Raw genomic sequence first — 24337 nt, 5'->3', positions numbered from 1 at the left:
TCGGCGTCCTGGGCCGCCCGGAAACCCTTGCGGCTCAGGGGTGCCGCCACCGCAGGTGCTCGCGCACGGCGTGGACGGCCGCGTCCGCCGGCCCCTCGGCGATGACCCGCAACAGCGCGGCGTGCTCCGCCGCGAGCTCGTGAGGATCCTCGTACGCGCGCCTGAGCCCGACCAGCCCGAGCCGCGTCTCGGCCGCGAGCGTGGCGTACAGGCGCTCCAGGCGGGGGCTGCCGGCCGCGGCGACGAGCGCCTCGTGCAACGCCATGTGCTCGGCCACCACGGCCGCCCAGGGCGCGCCCGGGGGCAGGCCGGACAGGCGGTCCAGCGCCTCCTCCGCCGCCGCCACCCGGCGCCCCGCGACGGCCCGCGCCATCAGTTCCTCCAGCGGCCCGCGTACGTACATGAGGTCGGCCAGGTCGGCGGAGGTGATCATCGGGACATACGCGCTGCGGTTGCGCTCGCGCCGCAGCAGTCCCTCGTGGACGAGCAGCGCCAGCGCCTCCCGCACGGTGGGGCGGGCCACGCCGTACCGGGCGGACAGCTCCTGCTCGGGCAGCGCGGCCCCCGGCTCGATGTCCCCGGACAGCACCCGCTCGCGCAGCGCGGCGGCGAGCGCCTCGACGGTGGAGACGGGCCTCAGCGTGGTCACGGTGCCGAGCCTAGTGGCGGCTCCCGGCCGGCGCTTTCGGCGTCCCGGGTGCGGAGGCGTCCGGCATGCGCGCCCCGGCGGGCAGCGCCACCACGACCAGCCCCAGGGCGAGCAGCACCAGACCGGCCCACGAGACGAGGGACAGGTGCTCGCGCAACGCCACGACGCCCAGCAGGGCCGCGACGGCCGGCTCGGCCAGCGCGAGCGTGGCCGCCGTGGCGACGGGGGTCGTGCGCAGGCCCCGGCCGTACAGGAGGTAGGCCAGCCCGGTCGTGGCGCAGCCGAGGTAGAGCGCGGCCAGCAGGCCGCCCGGGCGTGCGAGCCAGGCCGGTCCGGTCAGCACGAGGACCGGCAGCATGAGCACGGCCGCGCCGCCGAACAGAACGCCCATGACGATCCCCGACTCCATGCCCCTGCCGATGGCCCGGGCCGCCACGACCGCATAGAAGGCGTACAGGAGCCCGCCGAGGAGGGCGAGCGCGACGCCTCCCGCGTCCGCGCCGCCGGTCGCCCCTCCCCCGCCGGTGACGAGCACCGCGCATCCGGCGACGGCTGCGGCCGTGGCGAGCGCCCAGCGCCCGCTCGGCCGCTCGCGCCCGGCGATCCAGGACAGGAGCCCGGTGAAGACCGGGCCGCTGCCGATGGCCACCACCGTGCCGATCGCCACGCCCGTCCTGGCGACCGCGGCGAAGAAGCACAGTTGGTAGGCCGCGACGGCGGCGGCTCCCAGGACCAGCGCCCAGCGTGCCGGAACGTTCCCGTGGGAGTCGCGGCGGGTCCGGCGGTGCCTGACCAGCGCCAACGCGCCCAGCAGGGCCCCGCCGAGCACGAGGCGGGCCGCGGCCAGCGAGACGGAGCCGGCGGCGGCGAAGGCGCCCACGGTGCCCGCGGTCCCCCACAGGACGGCCGCCGCGACGACCGCGAGAGGGCCCGATCTGGAGTTCATGGGAGGATTGTCTGACAACTAGACAGAGCTAGGCAAGAGCTTTCTTCCGGAACGTCGAGACTGTCCTGATATGGGGCTGTGGCCCAAGTCGTTAGGAACGATCCCTGGTGGCCCAGCTCACGGATTGCTAGGGTTTCGCCACTGTTAACACATGTGTAACCGACGGGCAGGTCTGATGGCTGGTCGGAAACGGTCCATCCGCTTCAAGATATTCGCGATCCTGCTGGTGCCTGTGACCGCCCTGGTGGTGATCTGGGGGTTCGCCGCCACCCTGACCATCGAGCAGGGGCAGCAGCTCCTGCGCATCCAGAAGGTCTACGACAACATCGTCTATCCCGTCAGTGAGGCCATCAACGAGCTGCAGAGCGAGCGGTTCGTGTCGGTGAGCTACCTCGCCTGGCGCACCTCCGCGCTGCGTACCGACCTCCAGGTGCAGCGCCGCAAGACCGACGCCACCGCGGTCCTGCTGACCCGCCTGTCGGAGCAGGCCCGGGACGAGACGCCTTCCGCCATGTGGGACCGGGTCCAGGACCTGATCAGGCAGATGGACCGGCTCGACGTCCTGCGCGGCCAGGTCGACGACCAGCGGCTCACCCGCCTCGACGTGATCGAGGAGTACAGCGCCGTCGTCGAGACCGCACACCAGGTCTACGACCGGCTGATGATCTCCCCGGACATCGACATCATCGAGCAGACCAAGGCGCTCATCCTGATCACCCGCAGCCGCGAGCTGGTGAGCCAGCAGTCCGCGCTCGTGCTGGGGGCGCAGGCGTCCGGGCGGATGACGCAGGACGAGCGGGACGCCTTCTCCGGGATGGTCGGCAAGCGCCGCCTGCTCTACCAGCTCGGCACGAGCCAGCTCGACGCCGGCCTGCTCAAGCAGTACGGCACGCTGAACTCCACCCCGGTCTACACGTCGTTCGTCTCTCTGGAGGACGACGTGATCGCCAGGGTGCGGCCGGGCCAGCCGCTCCCCCCGGAGGCGATCGCCTGGCCGACGACGGCCCAGGCCCTGACCCGCCAGCTCACCGAGACGACCAACGCGGCCGCCGACGCCACCGCCGCCCGCGCCGTGCCGCTGGCCCAGGGCGTGCTCTGGAACATCGGCATCGTCGGCGCGCTCGGCCTGGCGGCCGTGCTCGCGACCGCGTTCATCTCCTTCCGGTTCGCCCGTACGGTGACCGGCGAGCTGAGCACCCTGCACCGCGCCGCGGCCGACCTGGCCGGGCGGCGGCTGCCCGACCTCGTACGGCGACTGCGGCGCGGCGAGGACGTCGACGTGGCGGCCGAGACCCCGCCGATGGCCCAGACCAGCGACACCGTCGAGATCGAGAACGTCGGCCGTGCCTTCACCTCGGTGCAGCACACCGCGATCGAGGCGGCCGTCGGCCAGGCCGAGCTGCGCAAGGGCGTCAACAAGGTCTTCCTGAACCTGGCCCGGCGCAGCCAGTCGCTGCTGCAGCGCCAGCTCGGCATGCTGGACGGCCTGGAGAAGGAGATCACCGACCCCGACCTGCTGGAACGGCTGTTCGGCGTCGACCACCTCACCACCCGCATGCGCCGTCACGCGGAGGGCCTGATCATCCTGTCCGGCGCCGTGCCCGGCCGCGGCTGGCGCAACCCGGTCAGGCTGTACGACGTGGCCCGCGCCGCCACCGAGGAGGTGGAGGACTACCTGCGGGTGGACGTGAACATGCCGCACGGGTACTCGCTCGCGGGCAGCAGCGTCACCGACGTCGTCCACCTGCTCGCCGAGCTGATCGAGAACGCCACGGTCTTCTCCCCGCCGCAGACCCGCGTGCTGGTCAGGGGGGAGATGGTGGCCCGGGGCTTCGCCGTCGAGGTGGAGGACCGCGGGCTCGGCATCCCCCCGGAGGAGCTGGCGCACCTCAACGCGCGGCTCGCCGACCCGCCGGAGTTCGACCTGGCCGACAGCGACAGGCTCGGGCTGTTCGTCGTCGGGCTGCTGGCCCGGCGGCACAACATCCGCGTCTCCCTGCGCACCTCGCCGTACGGCGGGACGAGCGCCGTGCTCCTGCTCCCGCAGGAGATCGTGGTGGAGAACGAGAACAGGGAGCCGGTGGTCGAGCGCCTCGCCCAGCCGGAGACCTCGCCCCCAGCCCTGGCCCTCACGCCGCCGATCGGCGGCGCCGGGGACTCCCTCCCCCGCCGGGTGCGGCAGGCCAACCTGGCGCCGCAGCTCAAGGAGGAGCGGGCCGACCTGTTCTCCTCCTTCCAGGCGGGCTGGCAACGCGGTCAGGAGGAGTCGTGACCGAGCACGAGGACGGGCCGCTGCTGCGCCCCTACACGCTCACCCGTGGCCGTACGCGCCCGAGCGGGCCGGACTTCGACCTGATGACCATCATCAGGACGGCTCCCGCGGCGTACAGCGGGATCTCCGGGCTGGCCCCCGAGCACTGGCGGATCCTGCAGCTGTGCCGGATCCCCCTCTCCGTGGCCGACCTGGCCTCGGAGCTCGGCCTGTCGCTGAACGTCGTGCGCATCCTGCTGGGCGACCTGCGCGACCAGGGGCTGATCACCGCGCGGCCACAGGCCACGGTCGCCCAGCTGCCCGAGGAACGCATCCTCCGCGAGGTGATCCAGGGACTCCAGGCGCTGTGAGGCGTCAGGAGTCCGCTTCGCAGGACTCGATGAGCCTCTGCACGTGCCAGCGGGCCGGTGTCGTCAGCTCGTCGACGTACCGGTCCAGCATGGCCGCGCACGCGACCGGGTCGGCGGTCTCGACGGACGGCAGGACCAGGATCTGCTCCTCGCCGTCCAGCACGAGGTCGCCCCGCACGCTGAACGTCCCGTCGGCGACCGCGACGGCGGTCTCGAACACGAGGTCGTGCCCCGGGAGCGCCAGCGCGGCGCCGAGCCGTACGGCGGGCCCGGCCAGGTCGGAGACGGGCTCGACGCGGACGTGGGGGAAGAAGTCGCGGGAGACGGACCGCCCCATCTCGCTGAACCGCGCTGCCGTTCGCATCAGCGCTTCCAGGAGTTCGGCGGCACCCTGACTGTTGGCGTCCACCCCCGCAGGGTAGATCACGGAAAGTTGCGGTTTGGCCAAATATTTAGATTGGACCGGAGATTTCGCCGGAAAAGGCGGCCTCAGCGGAAGGCGTAGCACTCCACCTCGGCCCGCCGGCGGGTCAGCCCGCCGCTCACCGACTCCTCGACGCAGGAACGCTGCGCGGCGCTGAGTTCGAGCACACCGCACACGCTGACCCCGGAGTACGTGCGGCAGTCGAGGTTCGGGTTGAACGCGCCCACCTTGTACTGCTCGCGCACCTGCGTGCGGCAGCGTTGCCGCGCCTCCGGCGTCTTCGGGTAGCGGCATTGGCCGATGAGGATGTCGTACTGCTTCTGGCTCACCTCCTGACGCTTCACGCCCCCCTTGGGCGGCGCGGGCGCCTGCGGCGGACTCCCGGCCCACAAGCCGGTCCTCGGGTGGCCGCCGGTCCCGGCGGCCACCGAGGCTACCGCGGCGACCGTGCCGAGCATGGTCATCGCAGCGAGCACGGCGACAGCGACGATCTTTCTCATGGCGATCCTCCCGAGCAGGAACGTACCCACGGGGGAACGGCCGCCCCCGGCGCCGCGCCGGGCCCGGCATGGACGGTCGTGACCTTGTGTCATACCGGTGCCGACACATTCACCACGAGTAGTAAATACAACATTGCGGAGTGTGACGGAAGACGATCAAGGGTAGGTGTGGCCACGGAACCGACGGGGACGGCGTTCGCGCCCTTCACTCCCGATTCTTCGGTTCGAAATCCGGTCATTTCCGACACAACGGAGCTTTTACGTGCGATTTGTTCACGCAATCACGACGGGCGCGCTGGTCCTCGCCGGGCTCACGGTCACCGGCGCGGGCGCGGCCGCGCTGGCCGACGGGGGCCCGCAGACCACGTCCCGCACCGTCGTCGACGGCTACCAGGTCGTGACGCTGCCCAACGCGAACGTGCCGAACTTCACCCGGCGCACCGTGTACTGCCCCGCGGGCAAGCGCGCCGTTGGCGGCGGCGGCGAGGCGCAGGGCAACGACGCGGTCCTCGTGGGCAGCTTCCCCACCCCGGACGGCACCGGATGGATCGCACTCGGCCGGCAGAACTACTACAACACCGTCGGCATCAGCGTCTACGCCATCTGCGCCAACGCCTGATCGGATCACGCGAATCGGTTCACCCGGGAGGAACGGGCAGGGCCCGCTCCCTCCGGGTGCGCGCCCGCGCCCGTACGGCCACGCGTACGGCGACGACCAGGACCGCCGCGCAGAGCAGGATCGCGAGCAGCACCGCGACGCCGTAGTCGTCGGGCAGGCCCGCACTCCAGCCCAGGAACGGCAGGAAGACGGCGGCGAACGCGGCGGGCGCCGCGAGCAGGAGAGGGGTCCCCCTCGGCCGCCACCGCAGCCAGACGGCGAGAACGCCGGCGGTGCCGACCGCGAACATGGGCACGAAGAGCGCGAGAGATATGAGGCCGGTGATCATCCCGTCCGCGGTCACGACCAGCAGGACGCTCGTCCACATGATCGCGGCGCAGATCCAGAACCTGACCGGCCACCTACGTGCCCCCGCCGTCGTGCCGAGGGCCGCCAGCAGCACCGCGAGCGCCACGAGGACGGCGACCCCCAACTCGGTGTCGATCCACTCTCCGGGGGAGGCGAGGGGAGCCGCGGCGTCCTCCGACAGCAGTGCCCTCTCCGGGACGTACTCGGGAAAGCCCAGCCGCCGCCACCGTCCCGACACGTCGCGCAGGGCGACCCCGTCGGTCCCGTTCGCCACGGCGACGACGTGGCCGCCGGGCACCGCCTGGACGGCGACGGCCAGGGAGGCGGCCGGGCCGCTGCGCTTGCCCAGGGAATCGGGATTCTCGTAGACCCGGTCGAGCCAGCCCTGTCTGCCTCTGGAGATCTCCCAGGCGACCGTCCAGGTCGCTCCCCCGTCCGCGGTCTGCTCGACCCCGAGCCGGCCCGGTATGACCCGGTAACAGCGCCTCGGGTCGGCCGGCACGCACGCCCGGGTCGCCGGAGAGGAGGACGGAGACGGCGACGCAGACGCAGACGGGGACGGGGACGCAGACGGAGAGCCCGTCCACTCGTGCCACGACCTCCCGCCGTCCCCGCTGGTGATCGTGAACCAGTCCGGCACCACGACCACGATCTCCCCGTCACGCACCTCGACCGCCTGGGCGGACGGCGCGGGGGGCAGCGCGCTGGTCGCCGTCACCGCGAAGACCGCAGCGGGCAGCACCACCAGCACGCGGGCCCGTGCGGCGTCCCGGCGTGTGGAAAGGGCCGCGCGCCGCCACACCAGCCACGCGACGGCCAGGACCGGGAGGGCGAACAGGTCGGTGGGGTCGGCCACCACCCGCGAGGACGGCACGAGCACCGCCCACGCCCGGGCCGCCGCCTCCGCGCCGGTCTCGGTCGCCTTCATCCAGGCGAACAGCGCCCCGGTCAGCGCGATCGCCCCCGCCGCCGTACGGTCGCCCGGCGGGACGCGGCGCGCGATCCTGGCCGCGTACGCCGCGAGCAGGGCCAGCAGCGGGGGCGCGACGAGCATGCCGGCGAGGTCGCTGAGCTTGCCGGTGAGCACGCCCGGCCACAGGGGTTTCAGCACCCGGTCGTTGACGATCAGCAGGCCGATCGCCGTCACGGTCGCCGGGTGGCCGAGCCAGGCCGCCTGCGGGGCGCTCGACACCATGTCCGGATGATTGCGGTCGTTCCGAAGACGATCACGCATTCGCCGATCGTAAACGGCATTTACCCGCAGGGCAGTAACTTTTCGGATAAGCCGCCCGAATATGAAACAGCGCGTTTGTCGGATAATCCCCCGGTACGTCTACGGGGTGCCGATGGGCGACGGCGCCGGACTCGCGGCCGGCTCCTGTCTGACGAAGGGCCGCGTGGCGGTTTGTGCCGAGGAGGTTCCGCCCAGCGTCAGACGCGCCGGCAACGCCGTCGTCCAGCTCTGACGCCCGGCGCGCGCCAGCCCGCTCACGGTCAGCGTCCCGTCGCACGGCCACTCGTCCGCCCGCTCGCCCGACCGGTCCCACACGGCCAGCGGGCCGTCCAGGCGCGCGGTGAGCAGATACTGCAGCGGGGTGCGCGGCAGGAACAGGTCGACGTCGGGCGTCGCGCGCCGTACGGCCCGGGGAAGCACCGGCTCGCGCAGCCGCACCAGCGTGGCGGGCTCGACACGCTCGACCAGCGCGCGGATGTCGGGCGCGGACAGGTTCGCCACCTCCCGGGCCATCGAGACGTTCCTGACCAGCACGCGCACCGGTCCGGACGCGCCGTCCATGCGGGCCAGCGCCTGGTCGGATCTGGCGTCGCAGACGACCTGGTCGGCGAACAGGTCGTGCACGCCGGCCACTCCCCCGGCCGCGATCGCGGCGACGGCCGCCGCCAGCGCGTCCGCACCCGTGACGGCCTCCCACCGGAGGGCGGGGCCGCAGGCCGCGCAGCCCGTCGCGACGGATCCGGACCTGCGGACGTCCGGCTCCCGGCTCTCCCGTCCGCAGTCCTCGCACAGGACGGTGGAGGGCGCCTCGGCTGCGGGCGGCCGGCAGTCGTCGCAGCAGACGAGCGGATACAAGTACCTGCGGCCGGCCCGGTCGAACAGCTCGCGCACGCAGGCCGGACAGAGCCCCCGCTCGCTGCGCCGGGCGCGGGGGGAAGCCGAGATGACCATGGAAGCGGCACTGCCCCCGGCCAATCGCTCTAATCACAGAGGTCACGGCAATCTCAGGAGCGCCCCACCTGCGGTGTTGCCGTACGGGGCCGCTCAGCCGTCGGCGAGGGCGCGCAGGGACGGGCGGAGGGTCTCGGCGATCCGTTCCGGCGACGCGTCGCGCAGGGCCGTGAGGCCGAGCAGCTGATGGGCGATCGTCACGCCCAGCATCGTGCTGACCATCAGGGCGGCCCGTAGTTCGGCGTCGCCGGAGCCCATCGCGTCCGCCAGGTGCGCCACCTGGCCGTCGAGCTTGCCGCGCACCTCCTCGGCGGCGTCGGGGTGGGTGAGCATGGAGCGCATCATCGCCAGCGTCGCCTGGGGCAGCGGGCCCATCTTCATGCCGATCCTGCCCAGCAGTTCCTCGACCGGCTCCAGCTCGCCGTCCAGCGGCGGGATCGACGGGATCCGCACGGCCTGCTCGAACAGCTCCTGCTTCGACCCGAAGTACTGCATGACCAGGGCCGGATCGACCTCCGCGGCCGCCGCCACGGCCCGGATCGTCGTGCGCTGGAAGCCACGCTCGGCGAAGATCGCCCGCGCGGCGGACAGGATGCGCTCCTCGGTGCGGCGCCGGCGCTCTGCCCGGCTCGTCGGCGTCCCCTCCACGTGACGACTCTACCGGCGTTGACCACGTCGGCCCGTTCGCTCTACAGTCGTTGAGTCAACAACTGTTGAGCGAAGACCCTTTCCGAGTGATTGGAGCGAACGGATGCGACTCACCCCGCGCGAGGTCCTGGCCCGCTATCACCGGGCGATGGTCAACAGGTCCGCCGACGACCTCGCCGACCTCTACGCCGCCGACGCCCTGCACACGTTCCCGTTCCGGGCACCGCTGTTCCCCGCCCGCCTGGAGGGGCGGGAGGAGATCCGCGCCCTCTACCGCGCCGCGTGGGGCGCGAGCCCCGTACGGCTCGCCGAGATCCACGACGTCGTCGTCCACGACGCGGCCGATCCCGAGGTCGTCATCGGGGAGTGGGAGGGCACCGGCACGGTCGAACCGGACGGCCGGCCGTTCCGGGCCACGGGCCTGCTGACCCTCCGCGTACGGAACGGCGAGATCGTGGAGACGCGCGACTACATGGACGTGTTCGGCACCTACCACGCGATGGGCCGCCTGAAGGACGTCGTGACCGCCGCGGAGAACGCCGCCGCCACGGCCTGATCGGGAGCGCCCGCCCGCGGGCGCGGTCACAATGGTGACCATGACGATCTCGGGGACCATGGTCCGCCGGGCGGGAGCGGCGGACGCTGCGGCCCTCGTCCGCCTGCGCGCCGTGATGCTGGAGGACATGGGGGCGGAGGTCGGGGACGAGAGCGCGCCCTGGCGGGCGTCGGCCGAGGCGTGGTTCGCCCGGCGGCTGCGCGATCCGGGGGACTTCGCCGCGTTCGTGGTGGACGACCCGGAACTCGGCGTCGTGAGCTGCGCGGCGGGCACCTGCGATCCCCACGCGCCGGGGCCGACGAACCCGAGCGGCCTGCAGGGCCACGTCTTCAACATCTGCACCGACCGGCGGCGCCGCCGCCTCGGCCTCGCGCGCGCCTGCCTCGACGCGCTGCTCGTCTGGTATCGCACCGAGACCGGGGTTCGGACGATCGACCTCAACGCCACGTCGTACGGGATCGAGCTGTACCAGTCCTTCGGGTTCGACGCACCCCGCTACCCCGCGCTCCAACTGCGGCTGGGCCCGCCGCTCGGGCGCGGTTTCACGCGTCGCTAGAGATCAAGCAGGCGGCGTAGGGATTCACCGGAACTCCTGCGGAGGCAGGGCCGACAGGACCCGCAGCGCCCGCAGGAACGTCTCCCTGTCGCCGTCCGGCAGCCGGGCGAGCACCCGCTCCTCCATCCGGCGGATGCCCGCCTGAGCCGCGTCCCGCACACGGCGGCCCTCCGGGGTGATGGACAGGAGCCGGACGCGGCGGTCGGCCGGGTCCGGGCTCCGCTCGATCAACCCTCTGCGCTGGAGGTCGTCCAGGACGCGGATGATGCGCGTCTTGTCCGCGCCGATCGACTCCGCCAGCGCGGCCTGCGTGCGCACCGGCCGCTCGTCCAGGCCGAGCAGCACGACGTACGCCCACATCGACAGGCCGTGCTCCCGCAGGATCGGCGTCTCGGCGGCCATCAGCGCCCTGGTCAGGGGGGCCGCCATCGCGGCGAGATCGGGGCGGTCGGGCATGCCCACAGCTTAGACATTGACAGAAAATAAGCATACGCATATCGTCTGCATGCGCTTACGACATCCAGGAGGAGAGATGGACATCCGGGAACTTGACCGGCGGGCCGTGCAGGCGAGCGTCGAGGTGGTGGCCGAGGTGCGCCCCGGCGACCTTGAGCGCCCGACACCCTGTGCGGGCTGGACCCTGGCCGACCTGCTCGCGCACATGACCGCCCAGCACCTCGGCTTCGCCGCCGCGGCGGAGGGCCGCGGGGCCGACCCCGACGCGTGGCGGGAGCGGCCCGGCCCCGATCCCGTCTGGGCCTACGCCTCGGCGGCCGAGCGCGTCACCGCCGCGTTCGCGGCCGAGGGGGTGCTCGACCGCGGGTTCGTCCTCCCCGAACTGGCGGTGGACGCGCCGTTCCCGGCCGTGCACGCCATCGGCTTCCACTTCATCGACTACCTGGTCCACGGGTGGGACATCGCCCGCACGCTGGGAATCGCCTACGATCCCGACCCGGACCTGGCCGAGGCCGCCTGGCCGATCGCCCTGGCGGTGCCGGACGGCGAGTACCGCGAGAGCCCGGGCGCCGCGTTCGCGCCGAGCCTGCCCGCCGCCCCGGAGGCCTCCCGCTTCGACCAGATCCTCGCCCATCTCGGCCGGACCCCCGTCCACGGACTCACGCGGCCCAGCCCGTGAGCTGGGTTATCGTGAAAATGCCGCCGATGTCCGAATATGCCGGTCACGGCGCACGCGCCATACGGCCGCTCTCGTCGGGGGAAGGGAACGTCCGATGTCCGAAGTGCTCCGTGCCGTGGACAGGCTGAGACAGGCCATCAACCGCCATGACCTCGACGCCCTGGCGCTGTGCTTCGACGAGCGGGCCGTTCTGGTGGCCCCCGACGGCATCGCCGAGAACAGGGAGGAGATCACCTCCTACTACGGCGATTGGATGGAGGCCTTCCCCAACATGGTGATCACGCCGCAGTCGGTGACCATGTTCGGGGACACGGTGGCGGCGGAGTTCACGATCAGCGGCACGCACAAGGGGCCGCTGCTCGTCCCCGGCGGGGACGTGCTCGAGGGCACCGGGCGGTCCATCCTCGTGCGCTCGTGCAGCTTCTCCACCGTCGAGGACGGGCTGATCCTCAGCCACCGGCTCTTCTACGACCAATTGGAGATGGCGGCCCAGATCGGCGGCTGCCTCTGTTTCAGCGACGGCTCGTAACGGGCACCACGGCCCGGTCGGCGACTCCGACCGCGGGCCTCCTGCTGTGGACAACTGCTATGTACAACGTTGAATACAACGTTGTACAAAGGCTGGCACAAGGATCGTCCGCACGCGGGAGACACGTATGGGTGCCAGGATCGTCCAACACAGGGTCGTCCGACACAGGGTCGTTCAACGCATGGTCGCGGCGTGCGCCGGGCTCGTCTGCCTCCTCACGGCAGCTCCGGCCGCCGCCGCACCGCCGGGATTCGGCGGCCCCGGTTCGTACGTCAACCCGGTCAGCCGTCCCTTCGCCGACACCTTCGCCGACCCCTCGATCATCAGGGGCGAGGACGGCTGGTGGTACGCGTACGGGACCAGCGACCCCCTGCGGGAGGGCGAGCGGACCCCCCACTACCTGCCGATCTCCCGGTCGCGGAACCTCAGCGACTGGACGTACGTGGGCGACGCCTTCTCCCCCGCGACGCTGCCGAAGTGGGCCGACACGGCCGGGGGCGCGAGCCTGTGGGCGCCGGACATCCGCCGGGTGAACGGCGAGTATCGCCTGTACTACGTCGTCACCCAGACCACGGTCACGCCGGAACCGAACGACAACGCGATCGGCGTCGCCACGGCGCCCACCCCCGCCGGGCCGTGGACGGACTCCGGCGCGCCGGTCGTCGGCCCGCGCCACGGCCCCGGCGGCACGGGCGACTTCAAGTGGACCTTCGACCCCGCCCACGCGGTGGACACCGACGGCGCCGAATACCTGGTCTACGGCTCCTACTACGGCGGAATCCTCATCACCCGGCTGGACGCCACGGGCACCCGCGCCGTGGGCGAGCCGACGATGATCGCGATCGACAACCGCTTCGAGGGCGGCTACCTGGTGCGCCGGGGCGGCTATTGGTACCTGTTCGCCTCCTCGGCCGACTGCTGCGCGGGCCCGACCACCGGATACAGCGTCTACGCCGGGCGGTCCCGCTCGATCACCGGTCCGTACGTCGACCGGGAGGGCGTGCCGCTGAACACCTCGCGGGCCGGCGGCACGATCGTGATCGCGCCGAACGGCAACCGCTGGGTCGGCACCGGGCACAACGCGGTCGTGACCGACCCGGCCGGCCAGGACTGGCTGGTCTACCACGCCATCGACCGAGACGACCCCTACCTCGACGAGCCGTACGGCATCAACGAGCGGCCCATGCTCATCGACCGGCTCGACTGGATCGACGGCTGGCCGACCGTACGCGGCGGGGCCTGGGCGTCGGAGGACCCGCAGCCGGCGCCGGGCCGGAAGGTTCCGGTGAAGGCAGCGCCCCTTCCCCGGCTCGGCCCGCTCGACCCGAGCCGCAGCGACGAGTTCGACGCCGGGCGGCTGCGTCCGGGCTGGACCTGGGTCCGCGCGCCGCAGGGCGAGCTGTCGGGCGGCGCTCTGCGCTGGCCCACCCAGGACGCCGAGCTCAACAGGGAGAACAACACCGCATCGGTGCTGCTGCGCGAGGTCCCCGAGGGCGACTGGACGGCCGAGACCAAGCTCACCATCGACCTCGGGACCGACACCGTGCGCAACTACCAGCAGGCGGGTCTGATCGCCTACGCCGGAGACGACCTTTACACCAAGCTCGTCCACGTCGCGATCTGGAACACCCGGCAGACCGAGTTCGGCAAGGAGATGCCGTACGCCGGGCGGATCGCGTACGGCGGCACGATCGTCGGGCCGCCCGCCGACACGACGTGGCTGCGCCTCGTCCACCGGGTCGACCGGCACAACGGAGAGCACGAACTGCGTGCCGCCACCAGCCGTGACGGCCGCACCTGGACCTACGGCGGCGTGTGGACCCTGCCCGCCGACGCCGATCTGCGCGTCGGTCTCATCTCGCTGGGCGGCGCGGGAGCCACGGCCGAGTTCGACTACTTCCACCTGCACCGCCGCTGAACATTGCACCAATTCCGGCACCGGCCGACGGATCCCGTACAGCGTTTCCCGAGGTGCCGCAGGTGAGCCCTACCTGTCCACCCGGCCCAGCAGCACCTGCGCGTCGGCGCTGATCGGTGCCTGGGCCGAGGTGTCCACCTGGGAGGTGATGTCGATGCCGTTCTTGAGCTGGCTCCACAGCCCGAGGACGGCCGCCGCCTGCGCGACGATGAGCGCGATCCCGCTGCCCGCCGTACCGAGCCGGTAGACGACGGCCACGGGGGTGAGCCGCGACGCGAGACCACCCGGGCGGGTCTGGAGGGTCCGCGCGTCCATGAGGACGGCGACGACGGTCAGCACCAGGAACAGCAGCAGCACCCGTACGAGCGAGCCGCGCACGGGGGCCTGGCCGATGACGTTGTTCAGCACGGCGTGGGCCCCCGTCGCCGCGGCGTACGCGAGGACCGGCACGACGCCCTTGAGGTAGCCGCGCCTGCCGGGCAGGCGGCGCCACAGCGCGCCCAGCACGAAGCCCGCCACCGGCCAGATCAGCAGCCCGCCGATCAGGTCGCCGGCCAGGCCGTAGAACCCGTTGGGATCGCCGAGCCGGTCGAGCCAGCCGTCGCGCCCCCGGCTGTCGGTGCTCCAGGTGGCCCAGATGAGGAACACGGCGGCGGGCGCGCCCACGTAGGACGCGTACCGGGCGGCGAGCCGCGCGTTCGCCCACCACGACACGCCCGGACCGCGCGACAGCGCCACGTCGAGCGGGCTGAGCCCGTCCTCCCTGTCGGGATCGAGGCCGATCTCCATCCGGAGCCGGCGGATGCGGTCGACGACCGGCCCGTTCTCCTTGGTGTGTTCCGCGTCGTCGATGTGCCCCGCCGCCCAGCGCCGCCGCAGCCCCTTCTCCCTCTCCTCCAGGTCGCGGTACTCGTCCACGATCATCGCGAGCCGGCGGCGGGACACGCCCGGGTCGGCGACCTCGGCCCGTCGGGTCAGCCGCAGCAGCAGGGGCAGCGCGGCCAGCCCCACGAGGCCGGCGAGCGGAAAGGGCATCCCCGCGTACGTGTTGAGCCACCTGATCGTGCCGACGACGAACAGGAACACCAGCAGCCACACGGTGGACGGCCCGACGGAGTCCGTACGCCGCCCGTGCAGGCGAAGCAGCAGCAGAAGCAGGAGCACCACCAGTGGCCACATCAGGTAGGACAGGCCGTGCAGCAGGAAGAAGGGCGTGACGCCCGTAGGCGTTCCGGTGACGACGGCGTGGGCCACGTAGGCGAGGGTCAGCGACGCGAGGCCGGGGACGCTCCAGCACAGCAGGACGCGCACGGCGCGCGGCGTCCTGCCCCGCACGCGGGCGGCCCGGACCGCGATCGCCCACGCCGCCCCGGTGAGCAGCAGCGCCGTGGCGACGGCCGGCGCGACCCACAGGGGATCCGGCCGTACATCGGCGAACAACCGTGCGGCCAGGAGCGCCAGCGCGCCGATGACGGCGAGCACCGCGCCGACGAGCAGGGGGACTCCCCGCCGGAGGCCGGTGCGCGCCAGTCCCCGCACCGCCAGGCAGAGCGGCGCCGCCACGACGAGGATCGCCAGCGTGTCCGTCACGCCGAGCAGGACGGCGACGAACAACGTGCCCGTGAGCGCGCCGGCGACCAGCATCGCCTCCGCCGCCGTGATCATTCCCAGTGCGCCGAGGGTGATCCTGATGAGGACGCGCTCTGACCGGTCGGCCGAACGCCGGTGCAGCAGCACGAGCAGCCCGGCCAGCAGCAGGTAGGGCAGCGCGAAGCCCGCATAGGTCGCGACCGCGAGCACGGCCTGCCCCCGCAGTCCGGTCCAGCGCTGGAACGCCGCCCGCGCGGACAGCGGCAGAGAGACCTCGACGCGCGGCGGGGCCGCGCCGTCCCGCCAGACGTAGGTGCCGCCGGGGAGCACCTCCGACGGCAGGGGCGTCACCCTGCGCACCCGTGACTCCGGCGTCTTCACGACCACGGTCCGCCAGCGCGCCCCGGCCAGCCCGGACGGCAGGTCCTCCGGCGCGGGCAGCAGCGCGACGAACCGGGTCCCGCCGGACGCGCGGCTCGACCACAGCCCGGCAGACTCCGCGCCCCACTCGGTGTCGTACAGCTCCAGCGGGGTCTCCTGCGTGCTCCGGACCACGACCTCCGCGCCGTCGGCCGACACCGTAACGCTCGGCTCTCCGAGCAGTGGCAGCAGGCAGCCGACGGCGCTCCCGTCGCCGAGCAGGGCGGCGGCTCCCGGCCAGTCGCGGGGCACGCCGACCCGCGTCGTGCTCGTCATCACAGTGGTGTCGTGGCCGCGTTCCGCGACGGTCACGGACGTCTCCACCCACGACGAGCGGGGAGGCCCGAACCCGCAGTCCACGCCGTCCGCGAGCGCAGGACGCGGGTTCAGTGACAGCAGGCCGAACACCAGCGCGACGAGGAGCGCGGCTTCGCACAGCGGCGCGATGGGCTTCATCCCGGCACCAGTCGTCAGCCGCCGCACAACCGACCTCCCGTACGCGATCGATCCCCCAAAGGATGAGTCGCGCGGAAAGCGGCATTGGTTACTCGTTCGCCGCCCTTTTGTCAGGGGCCGGTCAGGCGGCGCTCGCCCTTCGTCGTGATCACGTAGACCTGCCAGGTGTAGTAGGCGTAGTAGTTCCTGATGTCCCGCTTCATCTGACGCGCGTGCAGCAGGACCGCGTCGACGTACGCCTGGGAGTGGTTGTAGGCGTACAGCGCGCGCCGGTAGTCGCCGGGCGCGCCCGACGCGTGGAGGTAGTTGGCCGCGCCGAGAAGGGCGTCACCGGTGTCGTCGATGTCGCCGCCCATGCCGTACGCCTTCCAGGTGCCCGGCATGAACTGCATCGGCCCCTTGGCGCCCACGTAGCTCGGCGAGCGCACCCGCCCGAACTTGGTCTCCACGAGCATCACCGCCGCCAGCACCTCCCACTCGACGCCGAACCTGCGCTCGGCTCGCCGGAAGTCGGCGAGCAGGGCGTCTGCGGGCTCCGGCGACCGGACCTTGATCTTGATCGGCCCGCTGACGGGATGGGCGAGGGAGAGCAGGTCGCGGATGGCCGTCACGTTGTCCCGCGCCCGCGCGGCCACCTCCTTCGGCAGTTCGCCGTAGGTGCGGGAGGCCACCTTGGGATTGCGGGCGAGATAGCGGTAGACGCGCTGCTCGTACAGGGACAGCAGGACCACCGGCTCGGGCGCCTCCCCCTTGGCGGGGTCGCCCGTACGCCTCCAGTCGTCGATCGCGTCACGCAGTCGCTCCCCCGTACGGGTCAGGGCGTCGGCCAGCCGCCCGGGGTCCTTGGGGATCGCCTCGTCCGGCGCGGGCAGGTCCCGTACGGACGGCTCCGGACCCTCCGGACTCGCGGAGGCCCGTCCCGAGGCGGGCGAGGTCACGCTCGCGCGGGGAGCGACCGAGGCGGCCTCGCCCGCCGAGCCTCCGCAGCCCGAGAGCGGGACGACCACGGCGGCGAGCGCGGCGGCCAGCACCGTGCGGCGCGGCATCGGCGGTGAGATCACGGCAGGCTGATCGTTCATCGTCGTCAACCGTATGCCCAGCGGTGACGTTTCATGCCCCCTCTTCGCCGCGAAGCGGCACCCCCGCGAGGCGGGAACGTTTTACGGCCGACCCCTTTTTCCTTCTTGCAGAATTCAGTGTTGACTCGCCCAGTTATCGCCCAGTAATCGTCGTCACGTGCGACTGCCCCGCGTGAAATTCGAGCACCGGCCTCATCGATACGAGGACGGCACCATTCGCATCGGCGGCGAGATTTACGGGATCGCCGCCGAAATCGCGGACCCGTACGGATGGGTGTGGACGGCCCTCACTCTGATGGACGGCACCCGTTCTCGCGACGAGATCGCCCAGCGGCTGCGCCTGGCCCATCCGGAGTTGCCGGACGCCACGTCGATCGTCGAGCAACTGGTCGCCACCCGATACGTGGAGGACGCCGCGGCAGTGCCGCCCGCCGGGCTGAGCGAGCGCGAACTCGACCGCTACAGCAGGAACCACGCGTTCTTCCGCGCGGTCGACACCATGCCGCGCGCCCACGGCTGGGAGACCCAGCTCCGGCTGAAGTCCGCGCGGGTGGTGGTGCTCGGCCTGGGCGGCACGGGCTGCCACGCGGCCTGGGCGCTCGCCGCCGTCGGCGTCGGCACGCTCCACTGCGTGGATCCCGACCTGGTCGAGCTGTCCAACCTCAACCGTCAGGTGCTGTACGGCCAGGACGACGTCGGGCGCCCGAAGGCGGAGGCGGCCGTCGCCCGGCTCAGGGCCGTCAACTCCGACATCTCCGTCACGGGCGAGCGCCGCCGCATCGGCAGCAGGCGCGAGCTGGACGACCTGATCGCGGGCTACGACGCGCTCGCCCTCTGCGCGGACCGGCCCACCGGGCACGGCATCAGGGTGTGGGCCAACCGCGCCTGCGCCGCCGCGAACATCCCCTGGGCCGGCGGCGGATACAACGGCCCGCTGGTCACCGTGGGATGCTTCGCGCCGGGAGCGGGCGCGTGCTACGAGTGCCTGAGCAGCGGCGAGGAGGCGCGGCGCCGCCCCGGCACGCCGGTGGACCTCGGCGGGCCCGGCGTGATCGCCACCTCGGCGGGCGTGTCCGGCCAGCTCGTCGCCCACGCGCTGCTCGGGCTCCTGACCGGCGTGCCCGTGCCGCCGGTCGGCACCATCCAGGGGGTCAACCTGATCGCCGCGGACCACCACGTGTGGGTCCGGCATCCGCCTCGTCCCGGCTGCCCGGTGTGCGGAACCCGGGCCGGCGGACCGGAGCACAATTCATCAGGGCGAATGACCGAAATCGACGCCGGACTGAATGAATAACGAAAGCCTTGACTGTCTTCGGCCAATCGACGAATCATGAACGGGTTCTCACGAGAACATCCATGTTCCCTCCCGAGAGAGGAAGCGGATGAACACGTACGAGCACGAGACCGAACCCGTCGACGAGGCCGCCACGCCGGAGAAGACAAAGATCGTCATCCGGCTGCTCGACAAGATCGAGACCACGACCAGCAGCAACAGCGTCGGTAACTGATGAAGTGCCGGCCGTGGCGTGCGGGGGTGCCGCGGGGCCGCCCGCACGTCGCGACCAGCGAGAGCCAGCAGCCGAAGCCCAAGGAGGGAAGGGTGGCAGACGCCGGCACCGTCTTCGACGACGTACGGCAGGCCGAGGCGCGGGTCCTGTCCGCCGAGGCCTACCAGGCCGAGTTCACCGAGGAGTTCGAGCGGGTTCCCGATGAGGTGTGGAAGCTCGAACGCGCCCAGGAGTTCTTCGAACCCGACGTGGCGAGCTGGCGGGCGATGATGGCCGGCGACTGGGACGGCTCGCTCGCCATGCTGGAGGAACTGCGGGAGTTCCTCGTCGGCTACTACCGGACCCGGCCCACGGCCCGCCGGGTCCGCGTCGTGGAGACGCCTCTCACCCCCTATCTCCAGTGGGAGCTGCACGTCCTGGCCGTACGGGCGACGGCGGGCGAGCGCCCCCGGGTGCTGCACGCGGACGCCGTGCGGGAGCTGGAGCACATCGCGCCGCTGCCCGAGATCGTCGTGCTCGGTCCCGCGCTGCTCTACGAGGTGCTGTACGACCAGATCGGCGCCCATGTGGGTGCCCGGCGGATCACCGATCCCGCCCTCGTCGGCCCCTGCCTGACCGCAATCAAGGATCTTTACGGCCGGGGAGAGGACGTGCGGGCCTACGTGGAGCGGGAGGTCGCTCCGTTGCCGCCGCCCGAGATCTCCGACCGGGCACGCGACCTCCTGCCCGGCTACTCGCACCACACCGGGACCTTCCGCCCCTGACCCCGCGTCTGGAGGCCCGCGTTGGGAGAGGCGACCGTGGTCCGGCTGCGCGACCTCGCGTTCCGCCAGGACGGCTCCCAGTGGATCGTCGGCCGTCCGGACGGGGACGCGTTCGTCGCCGTGCCGTACGAGGGCATGCGGGCCATCAGGCTGCTGTCGGCGGGCGCCACGGTCGAGGAGACGGAACGGCGGCTGCGTGCCGAGACCGGCGCCGATCTCGACGTCCGCGGCTTCGTCCGCGCCCTGGGCGAGCTGGGCTTCCTGGAGGAGCCGGGCGGACCGGCCGCCCCCGCCGATCCGCCGACCTTTCCATGGCTGCGCCCCCGGCACGTGCGGTGGACGCTGCACCCGCTGCTCCACCTGCTGGTCGCCGGCCTGATCGCCGCCGGGACCGCGACGGCGGTCACGCGGCGGGAGACGCTGCCGGGCTGGCGCGACCTGCTGTGGAGCGAGCGCGGCACGCTCGTGCTCGCGTCGCAGATCGCCGTCGCCTGGGCGCTGATCTTCCTGCACGAGATGGCCCACCTGTCCACCGCCAGGGCCGCCGGAGTGCCGGGCCGGATCCGGCTCGGCACCCGGCTGCAGTTCCTGACCGTCCAGACCGAGGTGTCCGGCGTGTGGCTGGCCGGGCGGCGCGTCCGCCTGACGGTCTACCTCGCCGGGATGGCGACGGACGCAGCGGCCTGCTCTACCGCGCTCCTCCTGACCGCCGCCCTAGGGCGCCATCCCGCGCTGTCGCTGGTCGCGCTGACCTCGCTCGGCATGCTGGCCACGCAGTTCCTCGTGTTCATGCGCACCGACGTCTACTTCCTGCTGCAGGACCTGACCAGGTGCCGCAACATGTACGGCGACGCCTCCGCCTACGCCCGCCACCTGGCGCTGCGGCTGCTCCGCCGTCCCTCCCCCGACCCGCTCGTCGGGCTGCCTCGCCGGGAGCGCCGCGCCCTCCGGGCGTACGCGGTGCTGCTGGTCGCGGGCACCGCGGCCTGCCTGGGAATGGCGTTCGCGGTGACGGTGCCGGCGACGCTGACGCTGCTCGGCCGGGCCGTGGGTGCGCTCGTCGCCCCCGCCGGCCCGCTCGCCGAACTGGACGCCGCGGCGGTGCTGCTGTCCGCGGTCGCGTTCCAGGTGCTCTGGGCGCGGGCGTGGTGGCGCAGGCACGGCCCGCGCGTACGGCGCGCGCTGCGCCTCAGACCGCGCCCGAGAACAGGACGAGCCGCCGATCAGGACCGCGCGTAGGAGCCGGTCGTCAGCTCCTCGATCAGTCCTGGCCGCTCCGGGGCCCACCCGAACAGCCTCCGGGCACGCGAGGCGTCCATCGGCGACGAACGGGTGAGCGTGGCGGCGAGCGGCCCCATCGCGGCCACCCCCTGCTCCAGCGTCAGCGACACGGCCTGGGCGCCGGTGAGCTCGGCGACCGCCTCGGCGATCCGCCGGATCGGGGTCCGCTCGGCCGAGGCGGCGTTGACGACGACCCCGGGCTCGCGGCGCTCCAGCGCTGCGACGTACAGCGCCGCGAGGTCGTCGACGTGCACCGACGACCACTCGTTGGCGCCCTCGCCGATGTAGGGCACCATCCCGTTCTGCCGGCCTGCGCCGATGAGCCCCTGGAGCAGGCCCGATCCGCCGCGCCCGTAGACCAGCGCCGCCCGGATCACGGTGCCCGCCACGTGCCCGGCCGCCAGGACCTGCCGCTCGCCGAGGACCTTGTACGGCTGCGGCGACGCCTCGGGGGTGACGGGGTGGTCCTCGTCCACCACGGCGCCCTGCCGGTCCGGATAGACCAGGCCCGTGCTGGTGTAGACGAACGCGCCGCCGTCGTTCAGCCCGCCCAGCAGCGCCGCGAGGGCGTCGCGCTCGATGTCGCCCATCTCGGGATTCGTGTAGTCGACGGCGGTGTGCACCACGGCGTCGGCCCCGGCGGCCGCGCCGCGCAGGACGTCGAGGTCCCGCAGGCTACCGCGCACCGCCTTCGCGCCCAGCCCTTCGACCCGCTCGCGCGCCCGGTCCGACCGGGCCAGGGCGACCACCTCGTGCCCGGCCCGGACGAGGTGCTCGGCCACGACTCCGCCGACGTAGCCGCTCGCACCCGTGACGAGAATCCGCATGATCGTATGCCTTTCCATGAGGTCGGTGACCGGCGCCGCCGGTCGATGCCAACCCCACGGTCGCCCCGGGCCGTCCCGCACAGCCAGGGACCAGGAGTCCATGGCTGCGCGGTGCGGGCATTCGATTCCAGACGTACCGTCACAGGCATGGACAAGCTTGGCCTGGCGAATTTCCTGCGCGGCGCACGTGAGCGCGTCAGCCCCGCCGACGTCGGCCTGCCCGAGGGACGCCGCCGCCGCACCCCCGGGCTGCGGCGCGAGGAGGTCGCCCAGCTCGCGTACATCTCGGTGGACCACTACACCCGGCTGGAGCAGGCGCGGGGCCGGCACCCGTCACGGCGCGTGCTCGACGGCATCGCCCGCGCCCTGCGCCTGTCGGACCAGGAACGGGCCCACCTGTTCCACCTGGCCGGGGAGCGGGAGGAGAGCCGGTCCGCCGAACCCGTACGCGAGGTGCGGCCGAGCACGCTGAACCTGCTCAACCGGCTGACCGACGCCGCCGCGATCGTCGTGGACGACACCTGCGGCGTGCTGGCCTGGAACCCGCTGGCGGCGGCCCTGTTCGAGGACTTCTCCGCCCTGGCGGGCCAGGAGCGCAACGTCATCCGGCGTTACTTCCTGCACCCCGACCCAGAGCAGCGGCACTACGGCATGGGCAGCCCGGAGCGGTTCGTCGTCACGGCGGTCAGCTACCTGCGCGTCGCCGTCACCCGCTATCCCGACAGCCGTGAGCTGAAGAGCCTGGTCGAGGAGCTGCTGGCCGGGAGCGAGGAGTTCGCCCGCCTGTGGAACTCCCAGCGGTTCCACATCGAACGGCACCTGCGCCATACCGTACGGCACCCGCGCGTCGGGCCGATCGAGCTGGACTTCGACGTGCTGACCGTGCCCGACCAGGAGCAGCAGGTGGTCATCTTCACCGCCGAGCCCGGGTCGCCCGCGTACGAGTCCCTCCAGTTCCTGAAGGTCATCGGCGCCGAGCAGGTGCCCGCCGAGGCCTGACAGCCCCTCGATGTAAAAGATTCTGTACATGAGGTCAAAGATTCGCTACCTTGGTGATGTCAAAGATTTTGTACATCGAAGGGTTCGATCATGACTCACGTGGAGAAGCGCGCCTGGATCAGGCTGGTCGTCGCCGTGCTCGCCTACGCCGCGTACGTCGTCGCCGTTCTCAGACGGGCGGACGGAGGGCCGTTACCCGACGTGCCGTACACCGCCGCCCTGCTGTGGTCGGTCGGCGGGGCCATCGCCGCGTCGATCGTGGCCGAGATCGGGATGGCGATCGTCAGGCCGGGGGCATCGCGGGTCGTCGACGTCCGCGACAGGGAGATCGGGCGGCTCGGCGACCACACCGGTCAGGCGTTCGTCGTCATCGGCGCGGTCGCGGCGATGCTCATGGCCATGGCCGGGTGGGACCGGTTCTGGATCGCGAACGTGGTCTACCTCTGCTTCGTGCTGTCGGCGATCCTCGGCGGGATCACCAAGATCATTGTCTATCGCAGGAGCCTTCCGGAGTGGTGAAGCCCACACGCGTGACGAACCGCATCCGCGCGCTGCGGTTCGCCCACGACGAGATGACCCAGGCCGAACTCGCCGAACGCATCGGCGTGACCAGGCAGACCCTCATCGCCATCGAACAGGGGCGATACTCGCCGTCTCTGGAGATGGCCTTCCGGATCGCCCGGGTGTTCGGCGTTCCGCTCGACGACGTGTTCCAGTATCCCGACCTCCCGGAAGGAACGTTATGAAAGCCATCGTCCAGGACGCGTACGGCCCGGCGGACGTGCTCCGCCTGCGCGACGTCGGCCGCCCCACGATCGGTGACGAGGAGGTGCTCGTCGAGGTCCGCGCCGCCGCGGTGGACCCCGGCGTGTGGGTCCTCATGACCGGCCGGCCCTACCTCATGCGCCTCGCGGGCTTCGGGCTGCGCCGGCCCAAGGTCGCGGTCCGGGGCCGTGACGTGGCCGGGGTGGTGGCGGCCGTCGGCGCCCGCGTGACCCGATTCCAGCCCGGCCAGGAGGTGTACGGCACCTGCGAGAGCGGCTCGTACGCCGAGTACGCGAGCGCGCGGCAGAGCAGGCTCGCGCCGAAGCCGGCCGGCCTCACGTTCGAGCAGGCCGCCGCGATACCCGTCTCGGGCATGACGGCGCTGCAGGCCGTCCGCGACGTCGCCCAGGTCCGGCCGGGACAGCGGACGCTGGTCATCGGAGCGTCGGGGGGCGTGGGGTCGTTCGCCGTGCAGATCGCCAAGGCGTACGGCGCGAGCGTCACCGGCGTGTGCTCGGCGGCGAGGGCCGGGCTCGTCCGGTCGCTCGGCGCCGACGACGTCGTCGACTACGCCCGCGAGGAGATCGACCGCGACGGCGCACGTTACGACGTCGTCGTCGACACCGCAGGAAACCGGCCGCTGTCCCTGCTGCGGCGCGCCCTGACCCCGCGCGGGACGCTGGTGATCGTCGGCGGCGGGCACACGGCATACCGCTTCACCGGGGGCATGGGACGAACGTTCCGGGCGCCACTGCTGTCGATGTTCGTCGGTCAGCGGCTGCGCCCGGTGGTGAGCAGGGAGCGGGCCGAGCACCTGGAGGAACTCACGCGGCTCGTCGAGTCGGGCGCCGTCACCCCCGTGATCGACCGCGCCTATCCCCTGAGCGAGGCGCCCGACGCGATCCGCCGTCTCGTCGAAGGACACCCCGCCGGCAAGGTCGTCGTCACCTTGTAACCACCTTCAGCCGGGGAACTCCCCGGATAGCAAGGGATCGATAGCAAAGGGAAGGGAG

Annotated in this window: 27 protein-coding genes; 16 read left to right on the top strand and 11 right to left on the bottom strand. The window is 72.3% G+C overall.

All coding sequences use genetic code 11. From position 1 onward, the window contains the following. Window positions 1-34 precede the first annotated feature (34 nt). Complete coding sequence (locus Msi02_RS16270; RefSeq protein WP_204049134.1) at window positions 35-649, bottom strand: GntR family transcriptional regulator; 615 nt, start codon at window positions 647-649, stop codon at window positions 35-37. A 10-nt stretch (window positions 650-659) separates the two neighbouring features. After that, window positions 660-1595 (bottom strand): DMT family transporter, encoded by a 936-nt coding sequence (locus tag Msi02_RS16265; protein WP_204049133.1) that lies wholly within the window; start codon window positions 1593-1595, stop codon window positions 660-662. A 175-nt stretch (window positions 1596-1770) separates the two neighbouring features. Between Msi02_RS16265 and Msi02_RS16260 the strand changes: the two genes are divergently transcribed. Both Msi02_RS16260 and Msi02_RS16255 read left to right on the top strand, forming a co-directional pair. After that, the gene (locus Msi02_RS16260; protein ID WP_204049132.1) at window positions 1771-3867 is read left to right on the top strand and encodes a sensor histidine kinase; all 2097 of its coding nucleotides are present in this window, start codon (window positions 1771-1773) and stop codon (window positions 3865-3867) included. After that, a complete protein-coding gene (locus Msi02_RS16255; RefSeq protein WP_079319553.1) occupies window positions 3864-4217 on the top strand; it encodes a DUF742 domain-containing protein in 354 nt (117 codons plus the stop codon). Before Msi02_RS16260 ends, Msi02_RS16255 begins: the two co-directional genes overlap by 4 nt. Before the next feature lie 4 nt (window positions 4218-4221). Here the strand turns inward: Msi02_RS16255 and Msi02_RS16250 are convergent, their stop codons facing one another. Together Msi02_RS16250 and Msi02_RS43275 are read right to left on the bottom strand one after the other, a co-directional pair. Continuing rightward, window positions 4222-4626, bottom strand: a complete 405-nt coding sequence (locus tag Msi02_RS16250) for a hypothetical protein (protein WP_204049131.1) — start codon at window positions 4624-4626, stop codon at window positions 4222-4224. 80 nt (window positions 4627-4706) lie between these two features. Further along, window positions 4707-5141, bottom strand: coding sequence for a hypothetical protein (locus Msi02_RS43275; RefSeq protein ID WP_239108450.1), 435 nt, complete (start codon window positions 5139-5141; stop codon window positions 4707-4709). A 262-nt stretch (window positions 5142-5403) separates the two neighbouring features. Between Msi02_RS43275 and Msi02_RS16240 the strand changes: the two genes are divergently transcribed. Next, on the top strand, window positions 5404-5760 hold the full coding sequence (locus tag Msi02_RS16240; protein WP_079319551.1) for a hypothetical protein: 357 nt from the start codon (window positions 5404-5406) through the stop codon (window positions 5758-5760). Window positions 5761-5779: 19 nt separating this feature from the next. On the opposite strand, the gene Msi02_RS16235 is transcribed toward Msi02_RS16240, so the two are convergent. The 3 genes from Msi02_RS16235 to Msi02_RS16225 all read right to left on the bottom strand — a co-directional run bounded on the left by Msi02_RS16235 (window position 5780) and on the right by Msi02_RS16225 (window position 8941). Then, window positions 5780-7342, bottom strand: a complete 1563-nt coding sequence (locus tag Msi02_RS16235; protein WP_204049130.1) for a hypothetical protein — start codon at window positions 7340-7342, stop codon at window positions 5780-5782. A gap of 99 nt (window positions 7343-7441) precedes the next feature. Continuing rightward, entirely contained in the window at window positions 7442-8293 is an 852-nt protein-coding gene (locus Msi02_RS16230; RefSeq protein ID WP_204049129.1) for a carbamoyltransferase HypF, read from the bottom strand. A gap of 93 nt (window positions 8294-8386) precedes the next feature. Further along, window positions 8387-8941 (bottom strand): TetR/AcrR family transcriptional regulator, encoded by a 555-nt coding sequence (locus tag Msi02_RS16225; RefSeq protein WP_204049128.1) that lies wholly within the window; start codon window positions 8939-8941, stop codon window positions 8387-8389. A 103-nt stretch (window positions 8942-9044) separates the two neighbouring features. Here Msi02_RS16225 and Msi02_RS16220 point away from each other — a divergent pair, with 103 nt between their 5' ends. Beyond that, window positions 9045-9497, top strand: a complete 453-nt coding sequence (locus Msi02_RS16220; protein ID WP_204049127.1) for a nuclear transport factor 2 family protein — start codon at window positions 9045-9047, stop codon at window positions 9495-9497. 40 nt (window positions 9498-9537) lie between these two features. After that, complete coding sequence (locus tag Msi02_RS16215) at window positions 9538-10053, top strand: GNAT family N-acetyltransferase (protein ID WP_204049126.1); 516 nt, start codon at window positions 9538-9540, stop codon at window positions 10051-10053. Window positions 10054-10077: 24 nt separating this feature from the next. Here the strand turns inward: Msi02_RS16215 and Msi02_RS16210 are convergent, their stop codons facing one another. Then, complete coding sequence (locus Msi02_RS16210; RefSeq protein WP_204049125.1) at window positions 10078-10509, bottom strand: MarR family winged helix-turn-helix transcriptional regulator; 432 nt, start codon at window positions 10507-10509, stop codon at window positions 10078-10080. Window positions 10510-10585: 76 nt separating this feature from the next. Between Msi02_RS16210 and Msi02_RS16205 the strand changes: the two genes are divergently transcribed. The 3 genes from Msi02_RS16205 to Msi02_RS16195 all read left to right on the top strand — a co-directional run bounded on the left by Msi02_RS16205 (window position 10586) and on the right by Msi02_RS16195 (window position 13635). Next, the gene (locus tag Msi02_RS16205) at window positions 10586-11188 is read left to right on the top strand and encodes a TIGR03086 family metal-binding protein (RefSeq protein ID WP_204049124.1); all 603 of its coding nucleotides are present in this window, start codon (window positions 10586-10588) and stop codon (window positions 11186-11188) included. A 94-nt stretch (window positions 11189-11282) separates the two neighbouring features. Further along, on the top strand, window positions 11283-11717 hold the full coding sequence (locus Msi02_RS16200) for an ester cyclase (protein WP_204049123.1): 435 nt from the start codon (window positions 11283-11285) through the stop codon (window positions 11715-11717). 181 nt (window positions 11718-11898) lie between these two features. Continuing rightward, window positions 11899-13635: a glycoside hydrolase family 43 protein gene (locus Msi02_RS16195; RefSeq protein ID WP_079319541.1), complete on the top strand. Its 1737-nt coding sequence runs from the start codon at window positions 11899-11901 to the stop codon at window positions 13633-13635. A gap of 69 nt (window positions 13636-13704) precedes the next feature. Here the strand turns inward: Msi02_RS16195 and Msi02_RS16190 are convergent, their stop codons facing one another. Then, window positions 13705-16101 (bottom strand): DUF6185 family protein, encoded by a 2397-nt coding sequence (locus Msi02_RS16190; protein WP_204049122.1) that lies wholly within the window; start codon window positions 16099-16101, stop codon window positions 13705-13707. A 110-nt stretch (window positions 16102-16211) separates the two neighbouring features. Next, the gene (locus tag Msi02_RS16185; protein WP_204049121.1) at window positions 16212-17180 is read right to left on the bottom strand and encodes a lytic transglycosylase domain-containing protein; all 969 of its coding nucleotides are present in this window, start codon (window positions 17178-17180) and stop codon (window positions 16212-16214) included. A 157-nt stretch (window positions 17181-17337) separates the two neighbouring features. Between Msi02_RS16185 and Msi02_RS16180 the strand changes: the two genes are divergently transcribed. The 4 genes from Msi02_RS16180 to Msi02_RS16170 all read left to right on the top strand — a co-directional run bounded on the left by Msi02_RS16180 (window position 17338) and on the right by Msi02_RS16170 (window position 20691). Beyond that, window positions 17338-18474, top strand: a complete 1137-nt coding sequence (locus tag Msi02_RS16180; protein WP_204049120.1) for a HesA/MoeB/ThiF family protein — start codon at window positions 17338-17340, stop codon at window positions 18472-18474. Window positions 18475-18562: 88 nt separating this feature from the next. Beyond that, on the top strand, window positions 18563-18688 hold the full coding sequence (locus Msi02_RS43995) for a hypothetical protein (RefSeq protein WP_275414146.1): 126 nt from the start codon (window positions 18563-18565) through the stop codon (window positions 18686-18688). Between the two features lie 92 nt (window positions 18689-18780). After that, window positions 18781-19452 carry a DUF6879 family protein gene (locus tag Msi02_RS16175; RefSeq protein WP_204049119.1) on the top strand — a complete coding sequence of 224 codons (672 nt, stop codon included), beginning with the start codon at window positions 18781-18783 and terminating at the stop codon, window positions 19450-19452. A 21-nt stretch (window positions 19453-19473) separates the two neighbouring features. Next, window positions 19474-20691, top strand: coding sequence for a hypothetical protein (locus Msi02_RS16170; protein WP_204049118.1), 1218 nt, complete (start codon window positions 19474-19476; stop codon window positions 20689-20691). Here the strand turns inward: Msi02_RS16170 and Msi02_RS16165 are convergent. Further along, window positions 20676-21560 carry an NAD-dependent epimerase/dehydratase family protein gene (locus Msi02_RS16165; RefSeq protein WP_204049117.1) on the bottom strand — a complete coding sequence of 295 codons (885 nt, stop codon included), beginning with the start codon at window positions 21558-21560 and terminating at the stop codon, window positions 20676-20678. The genes Msi02_RS16170 and Msi02_RS16165 overlap by 16 nt on opposite strands. A gap of 147 nt (window positions 21561-21707) precedes the next feature. Between Msi02_RS16165 and Msi02_RS16160 the strand changes: the two genes are divergently transcribed. From Msi02_RS16160 to Msi02_RS16145, 4 genes are all read left to right on the top strand, one after another. Continuing rightward, on the top strand, window positions 21708-22559 hold the full coding sequence (locus Msi02_RS16160; protein ID WP_204049116.1) for a helix-turn-helix transcriptional regulator: 852 nt from the start codon (window positions 21708-21710) through the stop codon (window positions 22557-22559). A 90-nt stretch (window positions 22560-22649) separates the two neighbouring features. Next, window positions 22650-23078 (top strand): hypothetical protein, encoded by a 429-nt coding sequence (locus Msi02_RS16155; RefSeq protein WP_204049115.1) that lies wholly within the window; start codon window positions 22650-22652, stop codon window positions 23076-23078. Then, the gene (locus Msi02_RS16150) at window positions 23072-23305 is read left to right on the top strand and encodes a helix-turn-helix transcriptional regulator (RefSeq protein ID WP_204049114.1); all 234 of its coding nucleotides are present in this window, start codon (window positions 23072-23074) and stop codon (window positions 23303-23305) included. Before Msi02_RS16155 ends, Msi02_RS16150 begins: the two co-directional genes overlap by 7 nt. Next, on the top strand, window positions 23302-24279 hold the full coding sequence (locus tag Msi02_RS16145; protein WP_204049113.1) for an NAD(P)-dependent alcohol dehydrogenase: 978 nt from the start codon (window positions 23302-23304) through the stop codon (window positions 24277-24279). The genes Msi02_RS16150 and Msi02_RS16145 overlap by 4 nt, the downstream gene beginning before the upstream one ends. Window positions 24280-24337 lie beyond the last annotated feature (58 nt).

Source organism: Microbispora siamensis, from assembly GCF_016863095.1.
GTDB classification, from domain to species: Bacteria; Actinomycetota; Actinomycetes; order Streptosporangiales; family Streptosporangiaceae; genus Microbispora; species Microbispora siamensis.
This window is presented reverse-complemented; position numbering and strand designations above follow the sequence as displayed.